Genomic DNA, 24,509 nt, shown 5'->3' on the forward strand with positions numbered 1-24,509 from the left:
ATCTAATCGGCGTGTACAGCCGAACAGGCCCGATACCTATCCAAATAATATAAAAAATGTTAAAAATATATCAAATATATCGAGGAGAATTATTTTGTATATCAAACCAAGAGACATATTCATGAGTCGAATTAGGAGAGAACTATTGTCGGATTCGGCAGTATCTGTGTCTTAATCGTCCTGATCGCCACACTCTCCGCGGGAGCGGGAGCTGTGCCGGCACCGGACAGCACGCACAACAAAACACAACCAGACGGGACAGGGTTCGAAGCACGCCAGTGGGGAGACGCGTTTAATCACGGTTGGGAAACGACTCGTGGGTATACTATTGTACAAGGCGATAACGGGTACTGGCGGTACGCAGACAAGGGCCAAAGTGGATCACTTGCGCCATCCCACGCCCGCGTCGGTATCGACGCCCCTCCAGCGACGGTCCAAAAACACCTCCGTCCTAGCTCATCGAAAGAGCAAACAAGTGGTTCGTCTACTGGGACAACTTCCGAAGGGCCGACACTCAGCCCGGAACGAGCGGCCCCAGCCACCGGGACCGTCTCGTTTCCTGTTGTGATGGTGGATTTTACCGATACGAGCCCGACGTATTCGCAAACGAACTTTCAAAACTTGCTGTTCGGGACCGATCCGTCGATCGCGTCCGGGCCGGGGAGCCTTTCGGACTACTATTCGGAAGTCTCTTACGGCCAGTTATCGGTCACAGGGAACGTCGTTGGCTGGGTGACGGCCGACAAAACCCACGATTATTACGGTAGGAATTCGGGCAGAATGGACGCGAACGTAAGCGAATTGATCAGAGAATCAGCACAGAAAGTCGATTCTCAGGTTGATTTCAGCCAATATGATAACGACGGTGACGACGTCGTCGATCAGTTCGTGGTCATCCATCAGGGTGCCGGCGAAGAATTTTCGGGCCAATCAACGGATATCTGGTCCCATCACTACTCGATCGATTATCAGACAAACGACGGTGTAACGATCCAGTCGTACACGATACAGCCCGAAACCCAAAACGGGCAGATCTCGACCACCGGGGTATTCGCCCACGAGATGGGTCACGCGTTCGGTCTCCCGGACCTCTACGATACCGATTATAGTTCCGCTGGAATCGGGGATTGGGGACTGATGAGTAGTGGAAGCTGGAACGGGGTAAATCGCGCGGGTGACTCTCCGGCACATCTATCAGCCTGGAGCAAGCAGTATCTCAGCTGGATCTCACCGACGACACTGCAGAACGGCGAGTCCTTAGCAGACAAGCAGATCGATCCAGCAACGACCACGACGGACTTCTATCAGCTCCGCCAACCGACGAGCCAGCAGCGTGAATACTTCCTGGTCGGAAACCGCCAACGAACAGGGTTCGACAAAGGACTTCCCGGAAGTGGCGTTGCGATTTGGCACATCGACCGCTCGAATATCGACAACAACTGCCTCTACTATAACGACTGTAACGACGATGAAAACGACAAGCTCGTCGATCTCGAAGCTGGCGATGGAGCAGCAGACTTAGACAACGACACGAACACCGGAAATGCCGCAGATCTCTGGCCGTCCGGGACCTTCGATGGCTCGTCAACGCCCAGTTCTGACTTCGATAACGGGACTGCAAGCGACGTGTTCGTCGCAAATATTGGCTCGAGTGGCGGAGCGTCCTATACAGCGGATTTCGGGGTCGGATCGCAGACAACACATGCGTCAGTTGCAACAGGATCAGCGTCAAACGTCGACAGTTCCTCGGCGAGGTTAAGTGGCGATCTCACGGATCTGGGAAGTGCCGCCTCTGTGGACGTCTATCTCACCTACTGGATCGAAGGGCAGAAAAGCTCGACCCAGCAGTACGCTGATGGCGGAACACGCACTTCGACTGGCTCGTTCAGTGCAGATGCGAGTAGTCTACAGAGTGGAACGCCCTACGTGTTCAAAGCGATCGGCCAGGAAGATGACGGCGACTGGGTGCCGACCGGCCAAGAACAAACCTTCCAGACATCGTAATCTCTTCTCTTCGAAGTTCCATCATCGAAGATTCGACATTTTGTGTACTCAAGTGGATGTTGAAAATTGTCTACTCATTGAAGTCAAATATCGTCTACAGCCGAATCATCGCAATTTGAGCTACACGACGACGCGAAATCACAGTTCAGTGTCGTCGGTAATGGATTGCCCGACCAATGCGCCACAACATATCGTCATCGCCGTCGTAGATGCGTTGCGGCCAGATTCAGAGTGATATGATTCCCGGCGCTCGTTTACGGTCCCGACGACGACGTATTTCTCTCGGGCACCGTCGATACCGAGACCGATATCGAACACTCAGAGAGAACTGAGGACCCACCGGATTATCTACGCTCAGCACTTCCCGAAAGTCAACCCAACGCATCGGCATGGGACATTTCGTCGTTGACGTCCGACCAATTGGAAGCACTCGGCTACAAATAGTGATGGCAACGATCACTTGGCTGTGGGTTCCTCACGACGGAGTGTCTGATAATAGGCCTCGATTGACTGCGCTTTCGTAAAGGCTGATTCAAACGTCTCCCGGGCATTGGTTCCCTGTTTCTCGAGGAGTTCCGGCTGTTCGATCCAGCTTTGCAACGCTGACACGACGCCTTCGACATCCCGTTGCCGTACGACTTCTCCAGCCCCTCCGCTATCGACGATCTGGCCTTCATCGTCATCGGGCTTGGCGATGCAGAGGATCGGCATCCCGGCCGCCAACGAAGTATAGAGCTTGCTCGAGACGCAAACGCCCTTGAATCCTTCCTCGACGGCGACGACAGACACGTCTCCGCTGGTCAAGCTGTACGGGAGATCACTCTTTGGCTGATAGGGGAGGAAGATCACATCCTCGCCAGCGACATCGAGATCTTCAGCGAGAGATACCAGACGTTCTTTATTATCACCCTCACCAATGATGCAAAACCGCACGTCGACACCGTCCGCCGAGAGGCGGGCCACCGCTTTGACGACTGTTTCGAGGTCGTGGAATTCAGCGATATTACCGGAATAGAGGAGCGTGAACGGTTCGACAAGGTTATGTTCCTGACTGAACCAGTTCGATTCTTTCTCTTTGGGCTGGATGAATTCGCCATCCGCCCAGTTATGGATGATCTCGATTGTGTCTGCATCAAACCCTGCGCCAGCTACCTGAGTGATCCGATCGCGCATCGCTGGACCGAGTGCGACGACGGTCGTAGCATCCCGAAAGACGAACTGATGAAGGAATCGCCAAATTCGAGCGATGACGCCGTTTTCTCGCAAATATCCGAGCTCGACAGGCTGTGCGGGATACAGGTCGTGGACAATATACGTGTACTCCCATCCGCGAAGTTTACACACCGGCCACAGGACGATCGGCAGAAACGGGGGGTTCGAAACGAAGACGATTTCCCGGTCCTTGGTCGATCGACTGAACAGCAAGGCGACTGCCATCCAGAGCGTGAACACCGTCCAGTTGAACAATCGACGCGGCAACGACGACTGGCGGAGTTGCGGTGCACGGATGCGTTTTACGAGGACGCCCTCGTGAGTGGTCTCGAGTGGCTGCCGTTCGTTTTCTCCACTGTGGTAGTTAGGCTGACCAGTGTAGACGGTCATGTCCAATCCACGGTCTTCGAGACCGACCGCCAACTCGGTCATAAGTTGACCGGTGGAGGCCGTGTCCGGATGGAAATACTCGGTGACTAACACATACTCGCGTTCTTGCCCGGTCATGATTCCGTACTGGGACCGTTCGCCATTGTAGCACTTTCGAGGCGACACTCGCAGGTTCGAAGATCGAACGACATTCCGATAGGGTTGCTGAACATTCAGACGGTAATTCAGTATTGATCGATCGCCCGTCGGAGCGTGGTCGAGATCTCGTCTACCGCCCGGTCCCACGTGAACGAACGCGCGTGATCTATCTCCTCATTGGTCGGCCCGGGATCGCCCGCTTCTAGCAGAGCCGCGGTCCTCGAGGCGAATTCGTCGGGATCTGTTGGGTCGGCCAAAGCGGTATCTTCAGGTAATATCTCCGTCATCGCCGGTCGGTTCCCGGCAATTACCGGCGTCCCGCACGCGATGGCTTCTAGCGGCGGCAATCCGAACCCTTCCTCCAGCGATGGGAACAAAAACGCCGACGCTTGGGTGTATACGTACTTCAATTCCCTGGCTGTGAGAAAGCCGAGCGATCGGATCTGTTCGCGGTCCGACCCAGCACTGTCACCGACGTGCCCGTCGATGAATCGCTCTTGAGGACCTACCAGAACCAGTTCGTGGGGAACATCGTACTCCTCGCGCAACGCTATGTAACTGTCGACGAGGACCTCAGTGTTTTTTCGTTTACCCGTCCCACCGACGTACAAGAGGTATTCGTCTGGGAGTGAAACGGCCGATCCGGCGTGATCATCGAGAAAGACTTCTTGAAGCCCATTCGGCACAACATCGATCGGTGTATCGGGATCAATCCGCGATGTAACCGTCGAGCGGGTATGTCTTGACGGGGCGACGATTCGATCAGCCGCTGAAAGCATTCGAGGAACTCTGAACTGCTGGAGAAGCGTATAGAGCCGCGGCCCGTAGCCGACGAATCCAAAGATGTCGTGGAGGCGCACGACGACCGGAACGTCGAGCGATCGCACCGGACCGTCGCTGTTTGGGCAAAAGAGGACGTCAATATCGGATTCCGAGACCAGACGGGGTAGTATCAGCTGTTCCCAGCCGAGGCCGTACACTTGTGAGTCGCTGTACATCCCCCGGGTAATAACTGGTGTGTCTGTGAAATGATCGCGGACGGACCGGCTGCCGAAAACCACGACGTCAACGCCAGGTTGGTGAGCAAGGGCACGAACAGATTCGACGCTCGACTGGACAGAGCCGCGGGGTTGCTCGACGGAAAACGTTCGTCCATTGACTCCGACTCGCATTGTCCAGTTTACCTCTTGTGATGGGTATACGGCGTTCCGTATCAGGCTTTCTGCTCATGTGCGACACCAGCGTCAGCACCGAGCACGCGGCGATACGTCTTCGAGGAACGCTCGGCGAGTCGTCCGTATGTCTGGCTTTCCACATACTCGGACATTGACTGCTCGTCAAGTATCCCCTCCGGATTACTCGCGACTGACGCGAGCACAGCAGAGAGTGACTCGGCCGATCCCGGCTCGAATGTCGTTCCGAGATTCCACTTGGACACTCGGGCAGCAAACGCACCGAAGTTCGGAGCGATGACTGGACGACCCGCGCTACAGGCCTTCTGGAAGACACCACTGGTCCGGTAGGTACCAAACGACCGTCGGTAGGGGAGGATCACGGCGTCCGCCGCAAAGAAGTAATCGGGAACTGCCTCTTGTGGAACGAACCCCAGTTCAGGGACGACCGTCACGTCCGGGTTCGCAACGCCACGTTCGATTTTGCGTGCGTCAACAGCGACCGGTTTGCCGGCTAGTATGACCGTAATCGGAGAGCCATCGTACTCCTCCAGTGCGTCAACCAGCAGGTCGACACCCTTCTCTGCGCGCATCTCGCCGAAAAACGTGAACACGTATTCTTCCTCGGTGAGATCGAGACGGTCACGAGCGCTCTGACGATCGAACGCCTCGTTCGACCAGGTTTCGACCGGGTCCGGTATCTTTGTCAGCGGGGCGTACTGCTCAATGTCGGTCGCCGACAGAATCAGCTCTCTTCCGATTTCGGATGCGACGAAGAACTCCTTGACCACGTTGTCTCGGGCTAGTCGATGAAGGTTTACGTGATTCCAGGGGCCACGCCGCGAAAAGACATCGGGCACAGCTGTCGAGGCGATGTCCGTCAGCCCATGCTCGATTAGACGCTTCGCAATCGCAGTACGGCGGCGCGTCTGAACGCGAAAGTACGAACCATTGATCGTCGCGACGATCGGTGTCTCGATCGACTGACCGTGGCGATAAATCTCTTTGAGGATGTCGTCAGCGTGCAGAAAGTGGACGAGATCGTAGGACCGCTCCTCGACGTATTCGAGGGCGTCTGCGACGATCGAACCACGTGGATTCCGAATTGCACGAATGGCGTGGCCGGTAGCACTCTTCGGATGGAGACGGTCCAATACGTCGTCGTCGTAGAGATATTTAACGGTCTCTGGGTCGAGGAACTCTTCGTGATGGCCCTCGCGGACAGTACTCAGGATCGTGATCTCGATATCTGACCACAGTTCTGTTAGCTCTTGGCGGAGCAGGCTAGCGTATTCAAGATGATGCCCACCGGTATGCATATCGAAGAGGAGAACGTGCATTCACGACCAATTCCACTCCCAGGAATAAACAGTGTTTCTCATCAGTTTCAGTTCGCGTGATCCGGCGGATGTCTCCCACAGGTAAGTATGGCCGGACCACCCGCGTCGTAGACGAGATGATCAGACGCCCGGTACGGAACGGGATGGATAGGGCTGGTGTCGAGCTTCGCAGCGATCACGTCGTCTAGTTGCTGGTGTGTCTGCACGCAGTCACTTCCGAACTCGCCGGCCCACTCTATCTTCGATTGATCGGCACGGTCGGCGTACATGTCATATGGGGTGAGTTGCTCGTCCAGCGTCGCTCGTGGTACCGCCAGAATTGACCCGAGTAAGAGTACTACGAACGTGACCTTCAGGACCGTATCGCGTCGATGCGAGAGCACACCGAGCTCCTCAGGGAGTCGATCCTGGCTCAGCATCCACGTCCAGTAAAGTGTGCCAAGAATCCCCGGCACGACGATAGTACGCTTTAGCGTCGCGAAGTCCCCCACAACATACAGGACAACTGTGGCACTGCCGAGAGCGATACTCACGGCGAGAAAGAGTTTCCCGAGCGGCGTGCTTCGGCGTCGAAAAAACGATACTGCGGCAAGTGCCAGCGACGCTGCGGACAGACCTGCGACGACAAAAATGCCTGCCACGGCGATGAACCAACTCGACACTCCGGCAACGGAGGGCCAATCGTTGATGTTATTCAGTGCGGACCTGCTTCCGCTCTGAAAGAGCCCCGGACGATCGAGCATTTCAACAGTCGGACCGTCGGCAGATTGTCCACCCCCCGGTGTCTGTTCGGTCGGCGTCGGCTGCTGTTCGGTCGGTGTTGGCGTCTGTTCTGGGGCTGAATCTTTGTGACCACCGTCGTCGGCACCACTGAACAACGACTGCAGCGGGCCGAGGATGGTATTTTCGAAATATGGGATCGTGATTCGTGTTGTCGATAGTCTAGTAGCGACGACCGCCCCGATTAGCGGGATGAGACTGAGACTCCCGTATCGCAGTCCGGTCCGCCGGGAGAGAAACAGCGCAGCAACGATCGCACCGCCGTAGATAACTCCCCAAATGAAGTTAGTGAACGACACTGCGAACAACGCGACTCCGGCGACGACGGCAAATCTTGGATCCGAGTCGTCTTCAAGGAGTCGATAGATCGCGTAGAGGCCCAGAAAGACAAACGTGAAAGTAAATGTCTTGTGACTGGTTTCTCGGATCCGAAAGATGAAGCCACCGAAGACGAATATGGCAGGCACGAACACAAACGGGTGCCACCACGAACTGGTTGGAGTACTCCGAACGAACACGCTGTAACAAAGAATTACGATCGCAGTAAGGACGAACGCGCCGATAAGAGGACTCACATGATTGAGTGAAGTCGGATCGAGACCAGTCGCCTGAAGAAGAGTCGCAATTCCTGTCTGATAGGTATTCCCATTGTGGTAATTAAAAGTATCTGTGATTTGCCCATGTTGGACTAATTCATAGATATCCCGCAACGGCGCACCCTCGTCAGTAGACACGCGGAGCGGTAAGGCTCCCACTATCGTCATCAAGTACGTTATGATAGTGAAAGAGATGATGAGTAATACTTTTGAGCGGCGGTTCACAACCGAGTCCAGTTGAAGTGTAATAAAAAGCACTACGATTTGGGTTACAGTTTCAGAACAACGAATCCGACCAAATACTAGTTGATTCGGGAAAGTTAGTCAATCTGGCTACCAGAATGTAACCAAAATCGACACATTCGCGGGCTTCAAGTCGGTGAATGCATGACCGTCGCTCACGTATTCAGGGGTGGTCTATCCAGCGGAAAGCGGCATGCAGCTTGTGCGCATTGATCCAGTTTGAGGCGGAGTTGGATAAGGACCAATCCAAACAACCGAAGCTATTTGATTCGAGGTGCGAAAGGCGGCCGTACGAATGCTCTATCGCATCGCGGAGTCTCTTTATCCGGCATGGAACGGTTTGGCTACGACGGTCTCCTCACGGTTGCGCCCCGGAACAAACGTGTTCTCCCGGGAGTGGGACATGCTCGTGATTCTCGACACGTGTCGGATTGACGCGCTCCGTGCCGTCGCTCCCGAATTCGATTTCTTGCCGCCCGCTGACGAGATCGGATCACTCTGGTCGGTGGGAAGTATGACTGCGGAGTTCGTCGCAAACACGTTCGTCTCGGATTTCGAAGGCGACTTCGCGAATACGGCTGTGTTCGCCCAGAATTCCCACTATTATACCGTTCTCGAAGAGCGACGGATGCCCGAAGACGAGCGTCCGACGGTGGGTGCGTGGACAAACTGGCAGACGGTCTCACCGAATGCCTTCGAGCATCTCGATCACGTCTGGCGTCGTACCACTGACGACATCGTGACGATGGAGTCGATTCGAGCGACGACCGATGCCGCGGTTCACTACGCCCGGCGCAACGATCCAGAGCGCCTGCTCGTCCACTACAACCGCCCCCACCATCCCTACCGGGCGAACGCCATCGAGGAGGATCGAACCGACGAGGAACTGCACGACCACGAGCGCGATCCGTTCACGTATCTCCGCGAAGGAGGTGACTTCGAGACGGTTTGGGAGAGCTATCTTGACGATCTTCGGATGGGGCTGCGCGATGTCGAACATCTCATTTCAAACGTCGATGCCGAAAACGTGGTGATCACTGCCGACCACGGCGACGGATTCGGAGAATGGGGGTTCGTCTACTCCCATCCCTTTGGATTCCCCCATCCCGTGGTTCGGCGTGTTCCCTGGGCCGAAACGACTGCGTCCGATTCGGGAGGATACGAGCCGAAACCGCCCGAAACGGACGCTGTCCACAAGTCGGTCACTGATCAGTTGGAGGAACTCGGGTATCTATAGCGTCCTATCGTATCGTGGTGAGCCACTTGATAGGCTTCTTTGGTTTCGGTAGGCGTCTATTCTATTGACTTTATCAGAAATATACCATTATTACGGAAAACTACTTCATAGCCATCCATCTTGTTAACTGTTGACTGGTTAACCATTATCTTTGGAATATAATAATAGTCTGCATCAAATCCATGCTGGATGGATTTTTTAACGATATCGTCAAAGTTACTTGATTTACTTAAATCATGGCTAAACAGACGGAGTGCTTGGAAATCCTGATTAGGGTCGAATTCGGCTCCCCACGGAACATTGAGAACAGTCCTTTCAGCGTAGAAGGGAAGCTTCTCGGAAGCTGCTCCGATTGCAATAAATGTTGACTGTTCTGGTGTATTTTCGTGTATCCAGTTTGCTGCTTGTTGGTCGTCAGCGTTCCATCCACTGGTCATGAGTGTTGTGTCACCATCATAAACTCGCGTATACTGATTGCTTGCGTACATGACCCCGGAGAGTACGCTAAGTAGAATGATTGCTACAAGCGCGCCACGTTTGACAATTTGGCCCCACTCTTGTGACGTCGCTTTCGATTGCAACATTGGCAGGACACCCTCATACAGAAATGATACCGCCATTAGGATTTCCGCAAGATAAACGAACCGTTCCGCACCGGTAGTGAACCACGAGACAACGAACACCACGGGTAAAAACATCTTCCGTCGTGCAAGGAGATACAGCCCTCCGAGTGATCCACTATAGAACGCTACCGTTGAGGCGTATTGTGTCTGTTCCAGCGTCGGGACTTTGATTGCGAACCTAATGAATTTGATCACGGAATCGAGCGAAAGGGATACTCGACTCCCTGACGTGAGTCCCGCGAGAAACGGATCGATACCTGTATGAAGAAGAACGGTACCCCACCAGACTGATGCGATACTCACACCTCCGACGGCGACGATGGTCCCATGTACAAGGCCACTAATCGACCGATCTTTTGTCAAGTAGATGGTTAAAAACCACAATCCAGCTGCGTAACCACACAGGGGATGAGACAATACTGCGAGTCCAAACGAAACTGTTGCGCCGATAAGCCAGCGTCGATCGAAGTCGGAATAAAGACACAGGCCGAAGAAGACAGTCGCTAAAAAGAAGCAATAGCCGAGGCCGCGGACTGCTCCACCAGGAATCGCCATATACCAAAATATCGCTGGTGCCGTCGTCGCAAGGACCGTAGCGACGATCGATTCGATTTTGTCGTCAAATAGCTCTTGGGCAATTTTGTAAATGAGAAGACCCAAAACACCATTCCAGACAAAGGATAAGAAGATAGTCGCTGACAGGTACTCCATCCCTGTAATATCGTGGACGAGGGCGATAAAATAGAATCCTAAGGGAGGATATGCGAATGGAATACCGCCTTCAGTGAAATGGGGTATAGTTTCTGGCAACAAATACCCATTATTTGATATTTCTCGCGCCATTGCGAGATACAGTCCAGGTATTTTCGGATTGGAGAACAAGTTGTATGCTGCGACAATAGTTATCGGAGAGACAATAGCTATGAGATATGGGTAGTACTCCTTATATGGGAGATTCTCCGAAAACTGATCCATAATCCGCTCATGCTATCAGTTGGACTTATATTTGTTGGTATGCCAAGTACACCTCAAACGAGAATTATAAATTTCCTGTTTACCGAAAGCCATGATTATAACAATATTTTCATTCCAGTAAATTCCGAATTATCGGTATGATATAATATTCGAATCTGTTTCCCCCATTCACAGATGTCGAGACACGGTCATAGAGGACGACGAGGTGAAAGTTCTGAAAGCACGCGGGCGAATACAACCTCGATACGGACTATATCTGCTCGAATCCACATATTGCCTACTTCAAACAACCAACCCTTACATCGGCGAGTCGGCACTGGACGATCTTGGCGTTCTGTCCGACGTCGAGAACGCCCGCTGCGTCGCCGAGGACGAGACGCGATACTCGACCTCGACGAGGAGTTCGGACAAACGTGATCAGATGATTCGGGAGAATACTTTGTAACCAAGCCGATCGTCAATCTGGTTGACGGCTCTTCTATCCTCGGCTGTGAAGGAATCAAACACTACTAGAAGTATGAAGTACAGGGCTAAAACCGCCACCGGAGCGATAAGGGCTGTCTCGATGCGTCGTCCGACTATTTGGACGATGAAATATCCACTTATCAACGTAAGGAGCCCAGATAGCCAAAGTTTCACGAGCGATCGGTCCACAGGAACAAACCCCTCGAAGACACGGATCTCGGTAGCGGTCAGCACAGCAAGGAATGTGAGTGAGGTGGCAGTTGCCGTGGCAGCCCCCACAATACCGAACGTTGGGACCAGAGCGAAGTCGAGTATGGAATTCAGGCTGACGAGGACGACCGTGTTGAGGAATGTTATCCGAGTGCGACCGATACTTTCGATGAATCGTCCCGACGGACCCACAGATATATTTAGGAATTGGCCGACGACGAGCAAAACTAGTGCTGGTGCGGCGACAGCGTACTTCGCAGAGAAGAACAGTGACAAGTACTGCCCAGGCAACACTAGCAACGTCACGACCGCGGGGAACGTAAGCATCGTCACCCACCGAACGATTAGCTGATAACGCTCACGGCGAGCGTTCCCGTCGTGCTGTTTTTCCGCGATCATCGGCTTGAAAATCGGTTTGATCGCCGTGTGAACGATCAAGATATTCGTCGCGAGCAAGTATGCGACGCGATATGACGCCACGTCGGCGGCAGGATGAAAGTAGCCAATGACGAAGTAGTCGATCTGTGCGACGGTCGCATAGATGACACCTGCGAACGCCAGCGGCAGCGAATACGACACGAGTGAAGAGATCGAGTCCCTGTTGTATGTTGGCCACGAAATCCAGTTGACCTTCCGGTAGAGCAACCACAACCCGAGAAGAACCGACCCCAACACGCCTAACAGATGTGCGAGCATGAGGCCGTGGAGCGAGAAGCCGAGAGAGAGGAACACCACGACACTACCCAGCATCAAGATGGGTTGGGTGAGGTTCTTCGTGAGCACCCGGTAATGCATCTTTTTGATGCTGTTGAAGGTAGCAAACAGAATCCGATTGAGCGCGACGAGGAGAACAAGCAGTGCTACATACGGCATGATCGCTGACAGTGCTGACTCACCGAAGAGGGCTGAAATCCGATCAGAGAACAACAACACGACCCCGAGAACGACCACAGTCGATGGCACTGTGATGCCGATCACGTTCCAGAAAACCTGATTTGCCCCGTCGTGATCGTTGTCCGCGAGATGTTGGGGGATAAAATAATCTACGGCACGGTTGAGGTTGATATTCGAGAACGACTGTGAGAACATCACAATCGAGATGGCAAGTGTATAAACGCCAAAGGTAGATTGGGTCGTAAGCCGCGTCGCGGCGAGAAAGAACCCGAATTTGATTGCCTTGCCGAATACGTTTCCGAAAAGCGTCGTTCCCCCCTGCAAGAAAAACGTTGAACTGCCGGCGGGGTCCTCATCCTCAGGAACAGTTTCACCAGAGGCGTCACCGCTGGCGTCGGTAGCGACAGTTTCATCCACGTCGTCGGCCATACAATCTATCGGACGATTTTCGAACAAACAAAGGTTTGTATCTCCTATCGAGAGTGTTGATCAATGGTTTCGACGCTCGTCGTGGGCATCGACGCGGCCACCTGGGACATCCTCGAGGGACTGCTCGATGCTGGAGACCTTCCACATCTCGCGTCACTTCGGTCAGACGGCACACACGGGACCCTCACCTCGACACGTCCGCCGATGACCCCCCAAGCCTGGACCTCGATGGTGACCGGCGTCAATCCCGGGAAACACGGCATATTCGATTTCAGGACACAGGATCCCGAGACCTACGAGGTTCGGCCGGTCGACGCGACCGACCGCAGGTTTCCCACGCTGTGGGACGTCTTCGACCACGCCGACCGATCGAGTGGGGTAGTCAATCTCCCCGTCTCCCATCCTGCACCGAGTAACACTTCGTTTTTTGTCGCCGGGTTTCCGGCCTCCGTCGACGACGACATCGTCGCGCCACAGGCGGCCGCCAATCATCTCCCCGACGACTATCGAATCGAACCCACAGTCGATCCGGACGACGATCCGGCGGCGTATCTGGAGGCAGTCGAGGCATTGATGAGCGTCCGAACGGACCTCACGCTCTCGCTGCTGGACGCCTACGATCCGGAGCTGTGTTGGACTGTCTTCATGGGAGTCGACTGGGTGCAACACTACCTCTGGAACGATCAGATCGACGGGGAGCGCGCGGTTCATCGGGCTTACCGCCACGTCGATGCGCAACTCGGTCGCCTTCTGGAGGCCATCGATGACGACGTGAACGTCCTGGTCGTCTCCGATCACGGCTTTCGTGAGATCGACGGCGAGATCCATCTCAACTCCGTGCTCGAATCGCTCGGCGAACTCCGACGGTACGATGCAGACGACGACACAGGGGCCTTCGCCACGTTTGCGACCGCCGCGCTCGCAGCTATCGAACGCTTTCCCGATAGTGTCGAGCACTCGATCAAGGCGGCTGTCAAGCGAGCGGCTCCGGCGTCGCTACTCCGGCGCAGCGAGCAGGCGGCCGGTCTGACGGGCCAGCGCTATCTCCACGAGCGCGTCGAGTGGTCGGCCACGCGGGCGTTCAGTTACGGATCGATGGGGCGCGTGTTCCTCAATCGTGCGTCTCGGTACCGGGACGGGACGATCGAAGAGGCAGACTACGAGTCGGTCCGCGCGTCGCTAGCCGCCGATTTAGAGGGTGTCATACACCCCGAGACCGGCGATCAGGTGTTCGAAGCCGCGACGCCAGGCGAAGAGGTCTATACCGGCGGATCCACCGACGCGGCCCCAGATCTCCTGTTGACACCGACGGACTGGCGATACATGATATACGGCGGGTTCGGCGACGAGTGGCTACATCCTCCCGAGAAACGATACGCCGATCACGCGCCAGCGGGGATTTTCCTCGCCGCAGGCCCCGACATCGCCGCGGGAACCTGTGATGCGTCCGTATATGATGTTGCACCGACCGTACTGGCACTACACGATCTGCCACTGGTCGAAGGAATGGACGGGGCGCCACTGACGTCGATGCTCCGCGGAATCGACGTCTCTGGAAAGACGGTCGCCCCCGATGCGATCCGAGACGAATTATCACACGGACCGACAGATAGGAGTACGGATCCTGACAACGACGTCGAGGACCGGCTCGAAGACCTCGGGTATCTATAGGACGCCCGTGTCGGCGAGATACTGGGCCGTATAGGGGTGGAGATCGTCGGGTGGCGTCTCAAAGATGTCGACGGCGTCGTGCTGGTCGTCAAGCGCGAACGTCTCACTGTCTGTTCGGACGACGAAGCCGTTGGCGAGGTAGTGTTTCCCCCCAGCGTCCTCGACATCGGCGGTTCGATAGAAGTGCTGGTACGCGCCCAGAGACGCCTCGATAGTGACGTCGGCGTCGAGTTCTTCCTCGGCGACCCGGTGGACCGCCTCCTGGAGGCGCTCACCTTTCCGGACGCGACCGCCGGGGACGAACCACTCGCCGCTCGCTGGTTCGTTCGTCCGGCGTGCGAGGACGACCCCGGCACCGGTTTTGACGACCAGGTCGATGGAGACGATCGGGACCGAGGCGACGATAGTCGCCCAGTCGTCAGCGTCGATCCAGCCGGGACCAGTCACCGCCTCGGAACGGATCGCGTTGTCCACGTGCTCAGTCATCTGCGATCTCGTCACGGTGAGTCTCGTACCACTCGATTGTCTCCCGTAAACCGTCCTCGAAGTCAGTCCGAGCTTCCCAGTCGAAGTACGCCTTCGCACGGCTCGTATCGAGGCGCCGCCGGGGTTGGCCGTCTGGCTTTGAGGTGTCCCACTCGATGTCGCCTTCGAAGCCGGTCAGGTCAGCAATCGTCTCTACGAGGTCACGAATCGAGATTTCCATCCCGCTGCCGAGGTTGACCGGCTCGCTTCGGTCGTAGCGTTCCGTTGCGTCGAGGATGCCACGCGCGGCGTCCTCGACGTAGAGGAACTCCCGGGTCGGTTCGCCGGTCCCCCAGGCGGTAATCGCGTCCTCGCCCCGCTCGCGTGCCTCGACGCACTTGCGGATGATCGCCGGAATGACGTGAGAGGTCTCCAGATCGAAGTCGTCGCGCGGCCCGTAGAGGTTGACCGGCATCAGGTAGATGCTGTCGAAATCGTACTGTTTGCGGTAGGCCTTCGACTGGGTCAACAGCGCCTTCTTGGCAATGCCGTACGGGGCATTTGTCTCCTCGGGGTACCCGTCGAAGAGGTCGTCCTCATCGAACGGGACTGGGGTGTGTTCGGGGTACGAACAGATCGTCCCCAGGATGGTGAACGTCTCGACATCGAACTGCCGAGCCAACTCCAGCAACTCGATACCCATGATCGCGTTGTCGTAGAAGTACCGTCCCGGGTTCTTCCGGTTGGCACCGATGCCGCCGACAGTGGCCGCGAGGTGCAGGACGGTGTCCGCGCCGGAGTCGACGAACGCCCGCCTGATGTCCGCACGTTCACGAAGGTCGTACTCGTCACTCCGGGGGATGAACACCTCGACTGTGTCCGATCGTGCGGTCAGTTCCTCGACGAGGTGGCCCCCGAGGAATCCCGACCCGCCGGTGACCATCACCGTTCGATCGTCCCAGAACGACCCGCTCATCGCCAATCGACTCTCCCGTACCAGCGCTGAGTGTTGTTCGCGTACCAGTCGATCGTTCGACGGATCCCTTCTTCCCACTCGACCTGTGGTTCCCACCCGGTCTCCTCGTGAAGCTTTTCGTACCCGACGCGGAGTTCCTCGACGTCGCTATCGCCCGGTCGATACCGGTCCTCGTCCTGGACGATTTCGGGACGTTCCCAGTATCCTTCCTCGGCACCGATGTCGAGGATCATGTTCGTCCACTCGCGCATCGAGACATTCTCGCCGTAGCCGTAGACGTACTGTTCGCCGGGGTTGCCCGAGAGTGCTACGTGGAGGTGCCCACGGACGCCGTCGGCAACGTAACACATGTCGCGCTTGGGCGCGAGGTTCCCCAGCTCGACGATCTCTCGTTCCAGTGCCTGCGTGATGATTGTCCCCGTAATGTACCGTGGGTTCTGTCGCGGCCCGTAGTTGTTGAACATCCGGGTCGTGACCGCCGGCAATCCGTAGGCATCGTGATAGTTCATCGTCAGGAAGTCGGCCGCGAGTTTCGAGGTTGCGTAGACGCTGGTGGGATTGACGGGTGAGCGCTCGCTCAGAATGACCTGGCCGTCGTCGTGGAATTCGTGGCTGTCCCGCATCTCGTCGTCGACGTTCCCGTACTCTTCGCTCGTTCCAGCCGTGTCGAACTTCGCTATATCCAGGTCGAGATCGACAATGCTTTGCAAGAGATTGAGCGTCCCCGTGACGTTGGAATCGACCGTCTCGTATGGGCGTTCCCACGATTCACCGACGTGTGCCTGCGCAGCCAGGTGAAAAATAAGCGTGTCACTGAAATCGATGAAAGTCGATAAGACACGTTCAACCGAATGTTTGTCGCGTAAGTCTCCCCGATGGACAGTGATCTCCTCGCCTTGGTGACGGACATTCTTCAGCTCACCGCTCGACGTCGCACGCACGAACGCGTGGACATCGGCACCACTATCGACGAGTCGATCTACAAGATGGGAGCCGACAAACCCATCCGCGCCAGTTACGAGAACGGGCCGACCATCAAGTTCCGATTGGACGTTCATTTCGACAGGGTCTTTCTGCCATACAGTGTTGGTTCTTTCCTTTCAACAGAAGGGCTATCAGGGAGATGTGATGTTGGTGAACGACCGCGGAATCGAATTTTGATCGAGCCCGGTTGCGGAGAACTTGACTTCGTCGATCAACCCCTGAAACGAACTATGCGTGTCGGCGTTCGCTCCGAGCACAAGCGGGTGCCGCGACCGAATATCGCCCGAATATACATTCGTCCTCACGAGACGTCCGTCAACAAATAGACGCACCATGTCTCCGTCCCAAGATAGTGTCGCCACGTGCCACTGTCCGTCGGCCACTCCCGGGCCGCCAAGAACCGTTGTGCTTGATCCGTTACCCATCGCGGCGAAAATTCGCCCTTTGTGTAATCCGAGCTGATATCCGTCTACGTTTCCGAAATACGACGAATTCGATGTCGATACCAAACGCGGGGCGACAGTATCGTTCCTGTAATCGACCTGCTCGTGTGTCCGAAACCGAACTCTTACCGAGAATTCATCGGTGTTCGTGAACGTTCTAGAATCCCGGATTCGAGCGTACCCTTCGCCATCGAAGGCGAGTCCTGTCGAATTCCCATTCGAGAACCTGTCAACTGTCGCGATCTCGCCGTGGTGGCCGCCGACAGTATCGTAAGCGACGCGGCCCGAACCGGTCTCGAACGCCCAGGAGGCATTCGGTTGGGACCCGACGCCGTCGACGCGGATCACCGATCCATCCCGAACAGCGGTTTCCGTCACTGAGAACGACGCTGAATCCACAGCATACTCGCCAGCGTACGGTACAATCGCAGCGTACCAGCCGTCCGTAGCCGTTGTCACGGTTCGCCGATACTCGATCTGTTCCCGGCCGATCGACGGTTCCCCTTCGATCGTCACAGCGTCACCAGCAGCACGCCCGGTCACCAGCGCCCCGGGAACAGCCTGGCCGACGTGCGGTCGTCCGTCCGGAGCCGTGTAGACCGGCCGAAAGTGGCCCCAGCCGAACGTCGTTTCAGAACCGACATCCGATTTGAGGTGATCAACCAGCGTGCCACCGCCCCCCTCGTCCGCAATTCCATCGGCGACGACGTACTCCACTCGATCCGCGTATTTCCAGTAGGTTGCAACGGGCGTCTCGGACAGACTTACATTGGCGAAGTGAGATTTTGCATACGAATATGATCCCGAATTACCACTGAGGAAGTAATTGTAGACTCGGTTGCGTCCCCAACCGCTGAGTACGTAGTTTGCGTCAGTAATGTTCTCTTGACTGTCGAAGGACTCGACCCACGTGGCCGTCTCGTAGGTATCACCGTCGATCGTGAGTTGGGACTGCTTGACCGGCAGCTGAACGAGGCCAATGCTCGCCACCACCAGAAAAAATACAGCAATGAGTGCGACCATCCGTGGCGAAATCGAACGGGGGTCGAAATCCACGTCGATCGGAGCTTCTGAGGAGGAGTCGCCGAACAGTGACGGAGAGCGAAACAGCTCCAGGTGGGCCCCGATATGAACGAAGCCGACAGCTCCGAAAAGGGCGACGAACAGCGAAAGCTGACCTGCGAACCGGACCTGCGCGATCGCCAGGCCGAAAAACACCCAGGCGTACACGACCGCGACCGCCCACTTGGGCGCATGCGTCCGGTAACAGTGCCAACTGGCCCACGCCAGGTACGGGAGTGCTAACACAACTAGCAGTCCGAAAAACAGGATCGGTCCGAAGATAGAACCCATCTCACCCCCGACGATCGAAGCGGTTTCGACAATGTTGCTCGACCCGGCCCAGCCCATGTAGCGCAGGAACTTCGACATCGCCCTGCCGACCTCTGGAACGAACAACCACGCGAGAAAACTGACGACGAACCCGGAGCCGACGATCGCCCCGATCCCGACACGGAGCGAGATACCCGAGTGCCGTACTCCTTGTGCGGCTGTCAGAACGGTGACCGCACCACCAAGTAGCAACCAGGGCGCAGCGACTCGATACAGTGGAAACCACCCCCACAAGACGTGCGCAAGCACACTCAAAATAGCCCCACCCGCGATCCCGAGTAACAAACCTACGTTTGTCCCGATCGGAGAGGTGCCGGCTCTGACGTCGGACACTGCGCGATAGACCACGTAGAATGCGATCGGGGCAAGCAAAATGGGACCCCCGCGCCACGCTGCGATCTGAGCCCCGATTCCGACCGCGAGAAGTACACTTCCCTGCCAGGCGTCGCGGATCAATGAGAACCACCGGTCCGAAGAGCGGTATGTCGTCGGTGTAGCTAGCAACACGAGGGCGAATACGGTCACGGCTACCCAGACGTAGTCGAAGGCGTGGTGATCGGCGAATCCGAGCATCGTCCGATACCCGTGAACCGGCGTCACTGCCAACAGCAGTACGGTCGCGAGGGCGATTCGCCGATCCTCACTCAGCCGCTTTGCGATCAGATAGAGAACGGCTGCGCTGGCGACGCCTGCGATCACCGGATACCAGGCCAATACGACCCCGGCTACTTCCGGCGACCCGCCGAGTGCGGCGGCGACCCACCATAGGACAACGATCAAGAGTTTGTCCTGAGCGTATCCACCTGCAGGGATCTCGCCGAGAGAACTGAACGAGAACGCGCTGATATCGCCGTGGAGCAGAGACTCGAGCCAGTATCGATACCCCCACGGATCGTTCCCTACGAGCACGACGTCACTGCCTCGAAAGACGGCCGGAAACGGGAGGGCGACCCGAAGGAAAACCACGAAGACGAGCGAAGCTACTCCTGCAAGCACGATAGGTTGTGACGGCTTCGGAACCGAGACTGCCACCGATGAGAGCGAAATCCCGTTATCGGACGTTTCGAGATCGGTATCCGTGCCAAGTGCCTTCTCTACGGCTGTCCGGTCGACAACTCGATAGCCCGCCACATTCTTCTCGACGATATCACGCGAGACGATTTCACCGAATGTCCCGGAGTCGATAGAGAGGTCGTCGAACTCCCACGGCCCATCTTCGTCGACATCGAGAATTTCTTCGAGGGCGGACGCAACTGCTGGCTTCTCGTCGAGCAACTCGGTGACCTCCTCGCGGGGACCGCTCATACAATCCGTTCCTTGCCGACATCGAGCATAAAACCATCGCAGCCGACTACCATCACCGGTCTGCTAGCACGCTCAGGAAGAACGATTTGAAGATCGTCTGTAGCCCCACGACGATGGCAGTAAACGCGAGAATGTCGTGTCGCATGCCGGGCAACGCCCCGTACCCGGCTGTATACCAGACCCAGAGGATCCAGCCAGCGTACACGACACCGGGGAAAAACACGGCGAGACCGATTGTGCCACCGAGTTCCATCGTCATATGATCGATGATCCAGTTGGTCACGCGATCGTCCGGTCGCCGAATCGGATTTGACGCCATCGTCGCAAACGCACCGAGGCCGGCAATCTGGTAGCCAGCGATCATCAAGAGACTGCCAGCGAACATGGTTCGGACACCAAACGGCCAGATGATACCGTCGATGGAAAATTCGACACCGGAAACCGAACCACCGACCATGACCAACCCGGCTATCATTAGAACCACTCCCGGGACAGTAAACAGGTATCCGGGCGCGTTCACAAGCATGAACTTGATGTGGCGCCACCCGTCCTGAAAGCTATTCAGCGTCGCCTCCCCCTCGCGTTCGTGGTAGGTGATCGGTACCTCTTCGATCGTCAGGCCGCGTGCGCCGGCATCCATGACCATCTCGCTGGCAAACTCCATCCCGTCGGAGTGCAAGTCCAGAACGTCAAGCACGTCGCGATGAAAAACCCGAAAGCCGCTGTGTGCATCGCTGATATCGGTATCGTAGAACAGATTCAAAAACGCTGTCAGCAGCGGGTTACCAACGAACTGGTGAAGCGTTGGCATCGCGCCGTCCTTGATTTCGCCCTCGAAGCGACTCCCCATGCAGATGTCCGCGTCGCCGTTTCGGATCGGATCGAGCAGATTGGGCAACTCCTCGAAGTCGTAGGTCGTGTCGGCATCGCCCATCACGATATATTCCCCGCGGGCCTGGTCGAAGCCGTAGCGATACGCGTACCCGTATCCCGTTCCGTCCGGTTCGACGACGTGAGCGCCCATTGCCCGACCGATATCGGGCGTCTGATCGCTCGAACTATCACTTAGAATGATCTCGCCGGGTAGTCCGATCTGCTCGAAGGCTGACGTAGCACGCCGGATACACTCTGCGATCCCTTCCTCTTCATTCAGTGTCGGCATGACGACACTGATCACGGGGTCGCGTTCGTCTCCGGCGGTGACGAAGTGCGAGTCCGCCCCAACCCCGTCAGCGTCTGAAGCCACAGTCGGAACGTGAACTTCGGCGACCATCGTATATCAATTGGAGGTAAGAGACATCGACCCGTCAGGCGAGTAGATCGGTTCCGTCCCGCATTCGACGCAGACGTACCGGCCCCCTACTGTCCCGATGACCGGCGCATTGCGCGACAAACATTTCATCCGGGATGCCCGGGCTCGTTGCGGGGAGGCGCTCATATATATGGAGGACAACTCCGTCAGTGAAAAGAGTATCCCATCATCACGCGAGACGGCACGAAACACCGACAACACTCACTTGAGAACTATTCACGAATTCTCGACCCACCAAAACACAACAATATGGGGATAGTCCTGCTTAAACATTCATGGAAGAACAATGCGTGTGGATGCCATCAAGTATCCGGAAATCGAACATCTCGGACACAGTCCGAGACCCACATGGTGTGAGTCGAATGGAGGGAGACTGGTTTTCCGGAAGGACCGCGATCCGTCAGTCAGTACTGCTTGTCACGTTCACAAACACGTGATTCCATCGGTAGGCGTTCTCGACCGATGGATCAGCCGGTGGCTCCCCACGGTACAGCAGAAAGACCAGCCGTAACTCCTCGCCGGTCATCGTTGGCTTGGCCTCGTACCGTTGGTGCCACGTCCCATTCGCCTCGACACTCGTCGCCAGTCGATCGAGTTCCTGCTCTTCGAGTACCGTCGTGGCGTCCCCATCGCGTTCGACCCGCTGTAACGCGATCACCACCGTGTAGTCCATCGGCTCGTGTTCGTGATTGCCGATTCCGACGACTAGGGGCTTAGACTGGCCGACCGCGAGGGTCGTTGAGTAGTTCTCGGCGACGAGTTGGCCGTCAGCATCCTCGTTGAGCAGATAAAGTTCCGTGAACGCGTCTCCCTGTCTCGTACCCATCACTGCGTAGGCCACGCTCGCGGTCGCCAGTAAGACGCTGAGTAGCAACAATACATTCAGTGCAGTGTCAGTTCGAGAGTCCGGTGCGAACAGTTCCGAACGCCCAGCGACAATCCACTCCTGATAGGGGACTTGCAGTCGCTCCCCGGAGGGGAGCTGTCGACGCCGATACGCGGCCAGCACGACGAACCCGAGAGTCAACGTCGTCAGCGACACGACGATCGGCACAGGACGGATCCCCCAGGGCGAGAAATTCAGTGCCAGCCCCACGAGAGAGACGATGGCGATCGAGAGCGCGAACGAGAGAGCGGTACGCTCGATGCCGTCGATGCCGCGTCCAGCGACGACCGATCGCCCGCGACCGCGTTCCTCGGCCGTTCCGTCACGATCGGTTCCGGCGGCCTCAGGGAACAGTGCCGCGACGAACGCGTAGCCGGGCACGAACAGGACGAACACGAAGCCAAGCACCACTCGCAATGGCGTCTCGCTGATCCACGGAACGGACACGACGACCAAAGTTAGCACGGTCCAGAGACAGACACCAGCCAAATCGGCAGGGAGATCCCGAAGTTGTCCGGGGAACGACAATGACCTGTCCGGGCGATCGGCCATGGTGAGGGTTCGTCCGCACTACCGGGTGAAAAACGACTCGGTCGAAGCCCTCCGCCAAATTATTGTGCCGATACGCAATGCAATCTTCGTCGATGCCGGTGACTAACCGGGATGCAAGAACAGCGTTGGGTCCCCGTACTCGGTCTCGAAGACGGGCAACACGAGACCGAGTACGGCGCTGACGCCGCCACAGGTCAGGACATCGCCATCGTCGGCGGGCATCCCACGCGGTCGCTTCTCGCTTGCGCCTTCGACCTCTCCGCGTGAGTGACAGTCGGCCGTCACGCGAGTTCGACCCACAGCGGGCCGGCCCAGGCGAGGCCGCCACCGGCCTGTGCGAGGTGGACGTGATAGGTGTCAGCGCGACCCCGCGCTCGTCGAAAGACCTTCGCGCGCGCGTCACTCAGCGAGAGAGGGAAGATGCGCGTCGGTATGCAGTAGCGGATGGCCAGGCCGGGCATCGAAGTAGTCGGCAGAAGCAAACAGGCCGACGCGATTGCCCATCGCCAGGGCATCCTGGATGTGATGGCCCGGTCGCTCGGCCTCGCCGTGACCCATCTCGATGGGTTGGTCGTTACCCTCCCAGGCCGGGCGTTCGCTGTTGCCCCACCGAAAGTAGATTTCCGCGATCGAAGCCACCTCGTCGTCGTACCGTGTCGTCACTCGGGTTCGCTATCGGTGAGCCGAACCGGATTAGAGACGAAACGCTCCCCGGTCGCTTCGTGGGTGAGCGTGAGATACTGGATCCCCAGGCGTTCCGAACGCAACGCCGTTAACCATCGTGCGACCGCCGTTGCGCGCGAAACGTGATCCGATCGGGACGGGGCGCGTCACCGTCGTTCGACTCGATCCGAAACGATCTCCGGAAATCGTCGATCAGGCGCTCACACTGGTCCCAGGCCTGGAGCGTGACGGGTCGTCCACAGCGGCGTCCGAGGAAACGATCGCGTGGGCCGCAGTGAATTCCTGGTGTCGGTTTGCCAGCAGCCCCCGGATCGAGGGGGCGCTGGCGGACCATCGATCCCAGGGCCATCTTCGACTTGTAGAGCGCGCCCTCGGCCGAGGAGACATCGTCCCCGCCGTTCGTCGCCATACGCCAGCGAGGAGAGGGAAGTGGATAAAACGAGGGGCAATCAACAGACCGGTTTCGGGTTGACACCCATCGACTCTAAAGATGTGGTGTAGGCGTCGTAGGCAGTCTGGATCGCCCCCGAGGCTGCCTCAGCAGCTCGCTCCCAGTCGTCGTCGGTCTCACAGCTCGCCTCCAGTAACTCGCCGGCCCGCTCCAGTTGCGGGTCCAGATCGCCGCCCACGTCCCGGAACAACTGAGCAGTCTGTGGGTCGGCCTCGCCGACGAAATAGCCGGTGAACTGTTCTTTGGACTTCTCGGCGGCGATCGTCCGCCCGACGAACCCGCCGAGTCGCTCGATCGTACCGTCCAGATCCCGGAGATACTGCTGGATGGCCGGGACCGCCTCGCCAGGAGCGTAGTCGTCGAGTTCACCTGCGACGCGCTCGTAGTGATCGCGTTCCTCGGCGGCCGTCTCGGCGAACGCATCGGCGACCGCGTCGTCGCTCTCGGTGTCGGCCCACTCCTGGTAGGTGACAGCGGCGTGGTGTTCGGCATCGGCAGCGGCCGACAGTACCGTCTCGTCGTCCATTTCGCCCCCAGTATCGGCGTACAGTGCTTTCGAGGAACCCAGCCGTGAGAGGGCCGTGTCGTTGTCCGATCGGATCCGATCGAGGAATTGCTCGGCGTTCATGTTCTCGAATTGGCCCGCCGACGGTTAGAAGTCACCGATGGGTGCAAAAATA

The 24,509-nt window shown here is 57.0% G+C and carries 19 protein-coding genes; 3 read left to right on the top strand and 16 right to left on the bottom strand.

Annotated elements, in window-relative coordinates; translation table 11 throughout:
* The first annotated feature begins 567 nt into the window (after positions 1-567).
* Complete coding sequence (locus BN2694_RS09085) at positions 568-2,004, top strand: M6 family metalloprotease domain-containing protein (RefSeq protein ID WP_135664228.1); 1,437 nt, start codon at positions 568-570, stop codon at positions 2,002-2,004.
* Between the two features lie 456 nt (positions 2,005-2,460).
* Here BN2694_RS09085 and BN2694_RS09090 read toward each other — a convergent pair whose 3' ends face one another.
* The 4 genes from BN2694_RS09090 to BN2694_RS09105 all read right to left on the bottom strand — a co-directional run bounded on the left by BN2694_RS09090 (position 2,461) and on the right by BN2694_RS09105 (position 7,503).
* Entirely contained in the window at positions 2,461-3,723 is a 1,263-nt protein-coding gene (locus BN2694_RS09090) for a glycosyltransferase family 4 protein (RefSeq protein ID WP_135664230.1), read from the bottom strand.
* 107 nt (positions 3,724-3,830) lie between these two features.
* The gene (locus BN2694_RS09095; protein WP_135664232.1) at positions 3,831-4,916 is read right to left on the bottom strand and encodes a glycosyltransferase family 4 protein; all 1,086 of its coding nucleotides are present in this window, start codon (positions 4,914-4,916) and stop codon (positions 3,831-3,833) included.
* 41 nt (positions 4,917-4,957) lie between these two features.
* Positions 4,958-6,256, bottom strand: coding sequence for a glycosyltransferase (locus BN2694_RS09100; RefSeq protein WP_135664234.1), 1,299 nt, complete (start codon positions 6,254-6,256; stop codon positions 4,958-4,960).
* Positions 6,257-6,303: 47 nt separating this feature from the next.
* Positions 6,304-7,503 carry a hypothetical protein gene (locus BN2694_RS09105; RefSeq protein WP_135664236.1) on the bottom strand — a complete coding sequence of 400 codons (1,200 nt, stop codon included), beginning with the start codon at positions 7,501-7,503 and terminating at the stop codon, positions 6,304-6,306.
* A gap of 667 nt (positions 7,504-8,170) precedes the next feature.
* On the opposite strand from BN2694_RS09105, the gene BN2694_RS09110 reads away from it, so the two are divergent.
* Positions 8,171-9,112, top strand: coding sequence for a hypothetical protein (locus BN2694_RS09110; protein ID WP_135664238.1), 942 nt, complete (start codon positions 8,171-8,173; stop codon positions 9,110-9,112).
* A 56-nt stretch (positions 9,113-9,168) separates the two neighbouring features.
* Here the strand turns inward: BN2694_RS09110 and BN2694_RS09115 are convergent, their stop codons facing one another.
* A complete protein-coding gene (locus BN2694_RS09115) occupies positions 9,169-10,710 on the bottom strand; it encodes an ArnT family glycosyltransferase (RefSeq protein ID WP_135664240.1) in 1,542 nt (513 codons plus the stop codon).
* Between the two features lie 417 nt (positions 10,711-11,127).
* A complete protein-coding gene (locus BN2694_RS09120) occupies positions 11,128-12,708 on the bottom strand; it encodes an oligosaccharide flippase family protein (RefSeq protein ID WP_135664242.1) in 1,581 nt (526 codons plus the stop codon).
* A 63-nt stretch (positions 12,709-12,771) separates the two neighbouring features.
* On the opposite strand from BN2694_RS09120, the gene BN2694_RS09125 reads away from it, so the two are divergent.
* A complete protein-coding gene (locus tag BN2694_RS09125) occupies positions 12,772-14,379 on the top strand; it encodes an alkaline phosphatase family protein (RefSeq protein ID WP_135664244.1) in 1,608 nt (535 codons plus the stop codon).
* On the opposite strand, the gene BN2694_RS09130 is transcribed toward BN2694_RS09125, so the two are convergent.
* From BN2694_RS09130 to BN2694_RS09180, 10 genes are all read right to left on the bottom strand, one after another.
* On the bottom strand, positions 14,374-14,865 hold the full coding sequence (locus BN2694_RS09130; RefSeq protein WP_135664245.1) for an NUDIX domain-containing protein: 492 nt from the start codon (positions 14,863-14,865) through the stop codon (positions 14,374-14,376). The genes BN2694_RS09125 and BN2694_RS09130 overlap by 6 nt on opposite strands.
* Positions 14,858-15,820, bottom strand: a complete 963-nt coding sequence (locus BN2694_RS09135) for a GDP-L-fucose synthase family protein (protein ID WP_135664247.1) — start codon at positions 15,818-15,820, stop codon at positions 14,858-14,860. Before BN2694_RS09135 ends, BN2694_RS09130 begins: the two co-directional genes overlap by 8 nt.
* Positions 15,817-16,878 (bottom strand): GDP-mannose 4,6-dehydratase, encoded by a 1,062-nt coding sequence (locus BN2694_RS09140; RefSeq protein ID WP_135664249.1) that lies wholly within the window; start codon positions 16,876-16,878, stop codon positions 15,817-15,819. Before BN2694_RS09140 ends, BN2694_RS09135 begins: the two co-directional genes overlap by 4 nt.
* A 57-nt stretch (positions 16,879-16,935) precedes the next feature.
* A complete protein-coding gene (locus BN2694_RS09145) occupies positions 16,936-19,944 on the bottom strand; it encodes a LamG-like jellyroll fold domain-containing protein (RefSeq protein WP_135664251.1) in 3,009 nt (1,002 codons plus the stop codon).
* A gap of 52 nt (positions 19,945-19,996) precedes the next feature.
* Complete coding sequence (locus BN2694_RS09150) at positions 19,997-21,217, bottom strand: glycosyltransferase family 2 protein (RefSeq protein ID WP_135664252.1); 1,221 nt, start codon at positions 21,215-21,217, stop codon at positions 19,997-19,999.
* A 439-nt stretch (positions 21,218-21,656) separates the two neighbouring features.
* Positions 21,657-22,694 (bottom strand): DUF1616 domain-containing protein, encoded by a 1,038-nt coding sequence (locus BN2694_RS09155; RefSeq protein WP_135664254.1) that lies wholly within the window; start codon positions 22,692-22,694, stop codon positions 21,657-21,659.
* A 102-nt stretch (positions 22,695-22,796) separates the two neighbouring features.
* Positions 22,797-22,979: a hypothetical protein gene (locus tag BN2694_RS09160; RefSeq protein ID WP_135664256.1), complete on the bottom strand. Its 183-nt coding sequence runs from the start codon at positions 22,977-22,979 to the stop codon at positions 22,797-22,799.
* A gap of 114 nt (positions 22,980-23,093) precedes the next feature.
* Positions 23,094-23,357 (bottom strand): hypothetical protein, encoded by a 264-nt coding sequence (locus tag BN2694_RS09170; protein ID WP_135664261.1) that lies wholly within the window; start codon positions 23,355-23,357, stop codon positions 23,094-23,096.
* A gap of 109 nt (positions 23,358-23,466) precedes the next feature.
* On the bottom strand, positions 23,467-23,787 hold the full coding sequence (locus BN2694_RS09175; RefSeq protein WP_135664263.1) for a hypothetical protein: 321 nt from the start codon (positions 23,785-23,787) through the stop codon (positions 23,467-23,469).
* Between the two features lie 40 nt (positions 23,788-23,827).
* On the bottom strand, positions 23,828-24,457 hold the full coding sequence (locus BN2694_RS09180) for a rubrerythrin family protein (RefSeq protein ID WP_135664265.1): 630 nt from the start codon (positions 24,455-24,457) through the stop codon (positions 23,828-23,830).
* Positions 24,458-24,509: the final 52 nt, after the last annotated feature.

This window comes from Halorhabdus rudnickae (assembly GCF_900880625.1).
GTDB classification, from domain to species: domain Archaea; phylum Halobacteriota; class Halobacteria; order Halobacteriales; family Haloarculaceae; genus Halorhabdus; species Halorhabdus rudnickae.

What these genes read in the sequence shown, in the direction of transcription:
- BN2694_RS09085 (WP_135664228.1), top strand. Translation starts at nt 568, where the DNA reads ATGGTGGATTTTACCGATACGAGCCCGACGTATTCGCAAACGAACTTT.
- BN2694_RS09090 (WP_135664230.1), bottom strand. Translation starts at nt 3,723, where the DNA reads ATGACCGGGCAAGAACGCGAGTATGTGTTAGTCACCGAGTATTTCCAT.
- BN2694_RS09095 (WP_135664232.1), bottom strand. Translation starts at nt 4,916, where the DNA reads ATGCGAGTCGGAGTCAATGGACGAACGTTTTCCGTCGAGCAACCCCGC.
- BN2694_RS09100 (WP_135664234.1), bottom strand. Translation starts at nt 6,256, where the DNA reads ATGCACGTTCTCCTCTTCGATATGCATACCGGTGGGCATCATCTTGAA.
- BN2694_RS09110 (WP_135664238.1), top strand. Translation starts at nt 8,171, where the DNA reads ATGCTCTATCGCATCGCGGAGTCTCTTTATCCGGCATGGAACGGTTTG.
- BN2694_RS09115 (WP_135664240.1), bottom strand. Translation starts at nt 10,710, where the DNA reads ATGGATCAGTTTTCGGAGAATCTCCCATATAAGGAGTACTACCCATAT.
- BN2694_RS09120 (WP_135664242.1), bottom strand. Translation starts at nt 12,708, where the DNA reads ATGGCCGACGACGTGGATGAAACTGTCGCTACCGACGCCAGCGGTGAC.
- BN2694_RS09125 (WP_135664244.1), top strand. Translation starts at nt 12,772, where the DNA reads ATGGTTTCGACGCTCGTCGTGGGCATCGACGCGGCCACCTGGGACATC.
- BN2694_RS09130 (WP_135664245.1), bottom strand. Translation starts at nt 14,865, where the DNA reads ATGACTGAGCACGTGGACAACGCGATCCGTTCCGAGGCGGTGACTGGT.
- BN2694_RS09135 (WP_135664247.1), bottom strand. Translation starts at nt 15,820, where the DNA reads ATGAGCGGGTCGTTCTGGGACGATCGAACGGTGATGGTCACCGGCGGG.
- BN2694_RS09140 (WP_135664249.1), bottom strand. Translation starts at nt 16,878, where the DNA reads ATGAACGTCCAATCGGAACTTGATGGTCGGCCCGTTCTCGTAACTGGC.
- BN2694_RS09145 (WP_135664251.1), bottom strand. Translation starts at nt 19,944, where the DNA reads ATGAGCGGTCCCCGCGAGGAGGTCACCGAGTTGCTCGACGAGAAGCCA.
- BN2694_RS09150 (WP_135664252.1), bottom strand. Translation starts at nt 21,217, where the DNA reads ATGGTCGCCGAAGTTCACGTTCCGACTGTGGCTTCAGACGCTGACGGG.
- BN2694_RS09155 (WP_135664254.1), bottom strand. Translation starts at nt 22,694, where the DNA reads ATGGCCGATCGCCCGGACAGGTCATTGTCGTTCCCCGGACAACTTCGG.
- BN2694_RS09175 (WP_135664263.1), bottom strand. Translation starts at nt 23,787, where the DNA reads ATGGCGACGAACGGCGGGGACGATGTCTCCTCGGCCGAGGGCGCGCTC.
- BN2694_RS09180 (WP_135664265.1), bottom strand. Translation starts at nt 24,457, where the DNA reads ATGAACGCCGAGCAATTCCTCGATCGGATCCGATCGGACAACGACACG.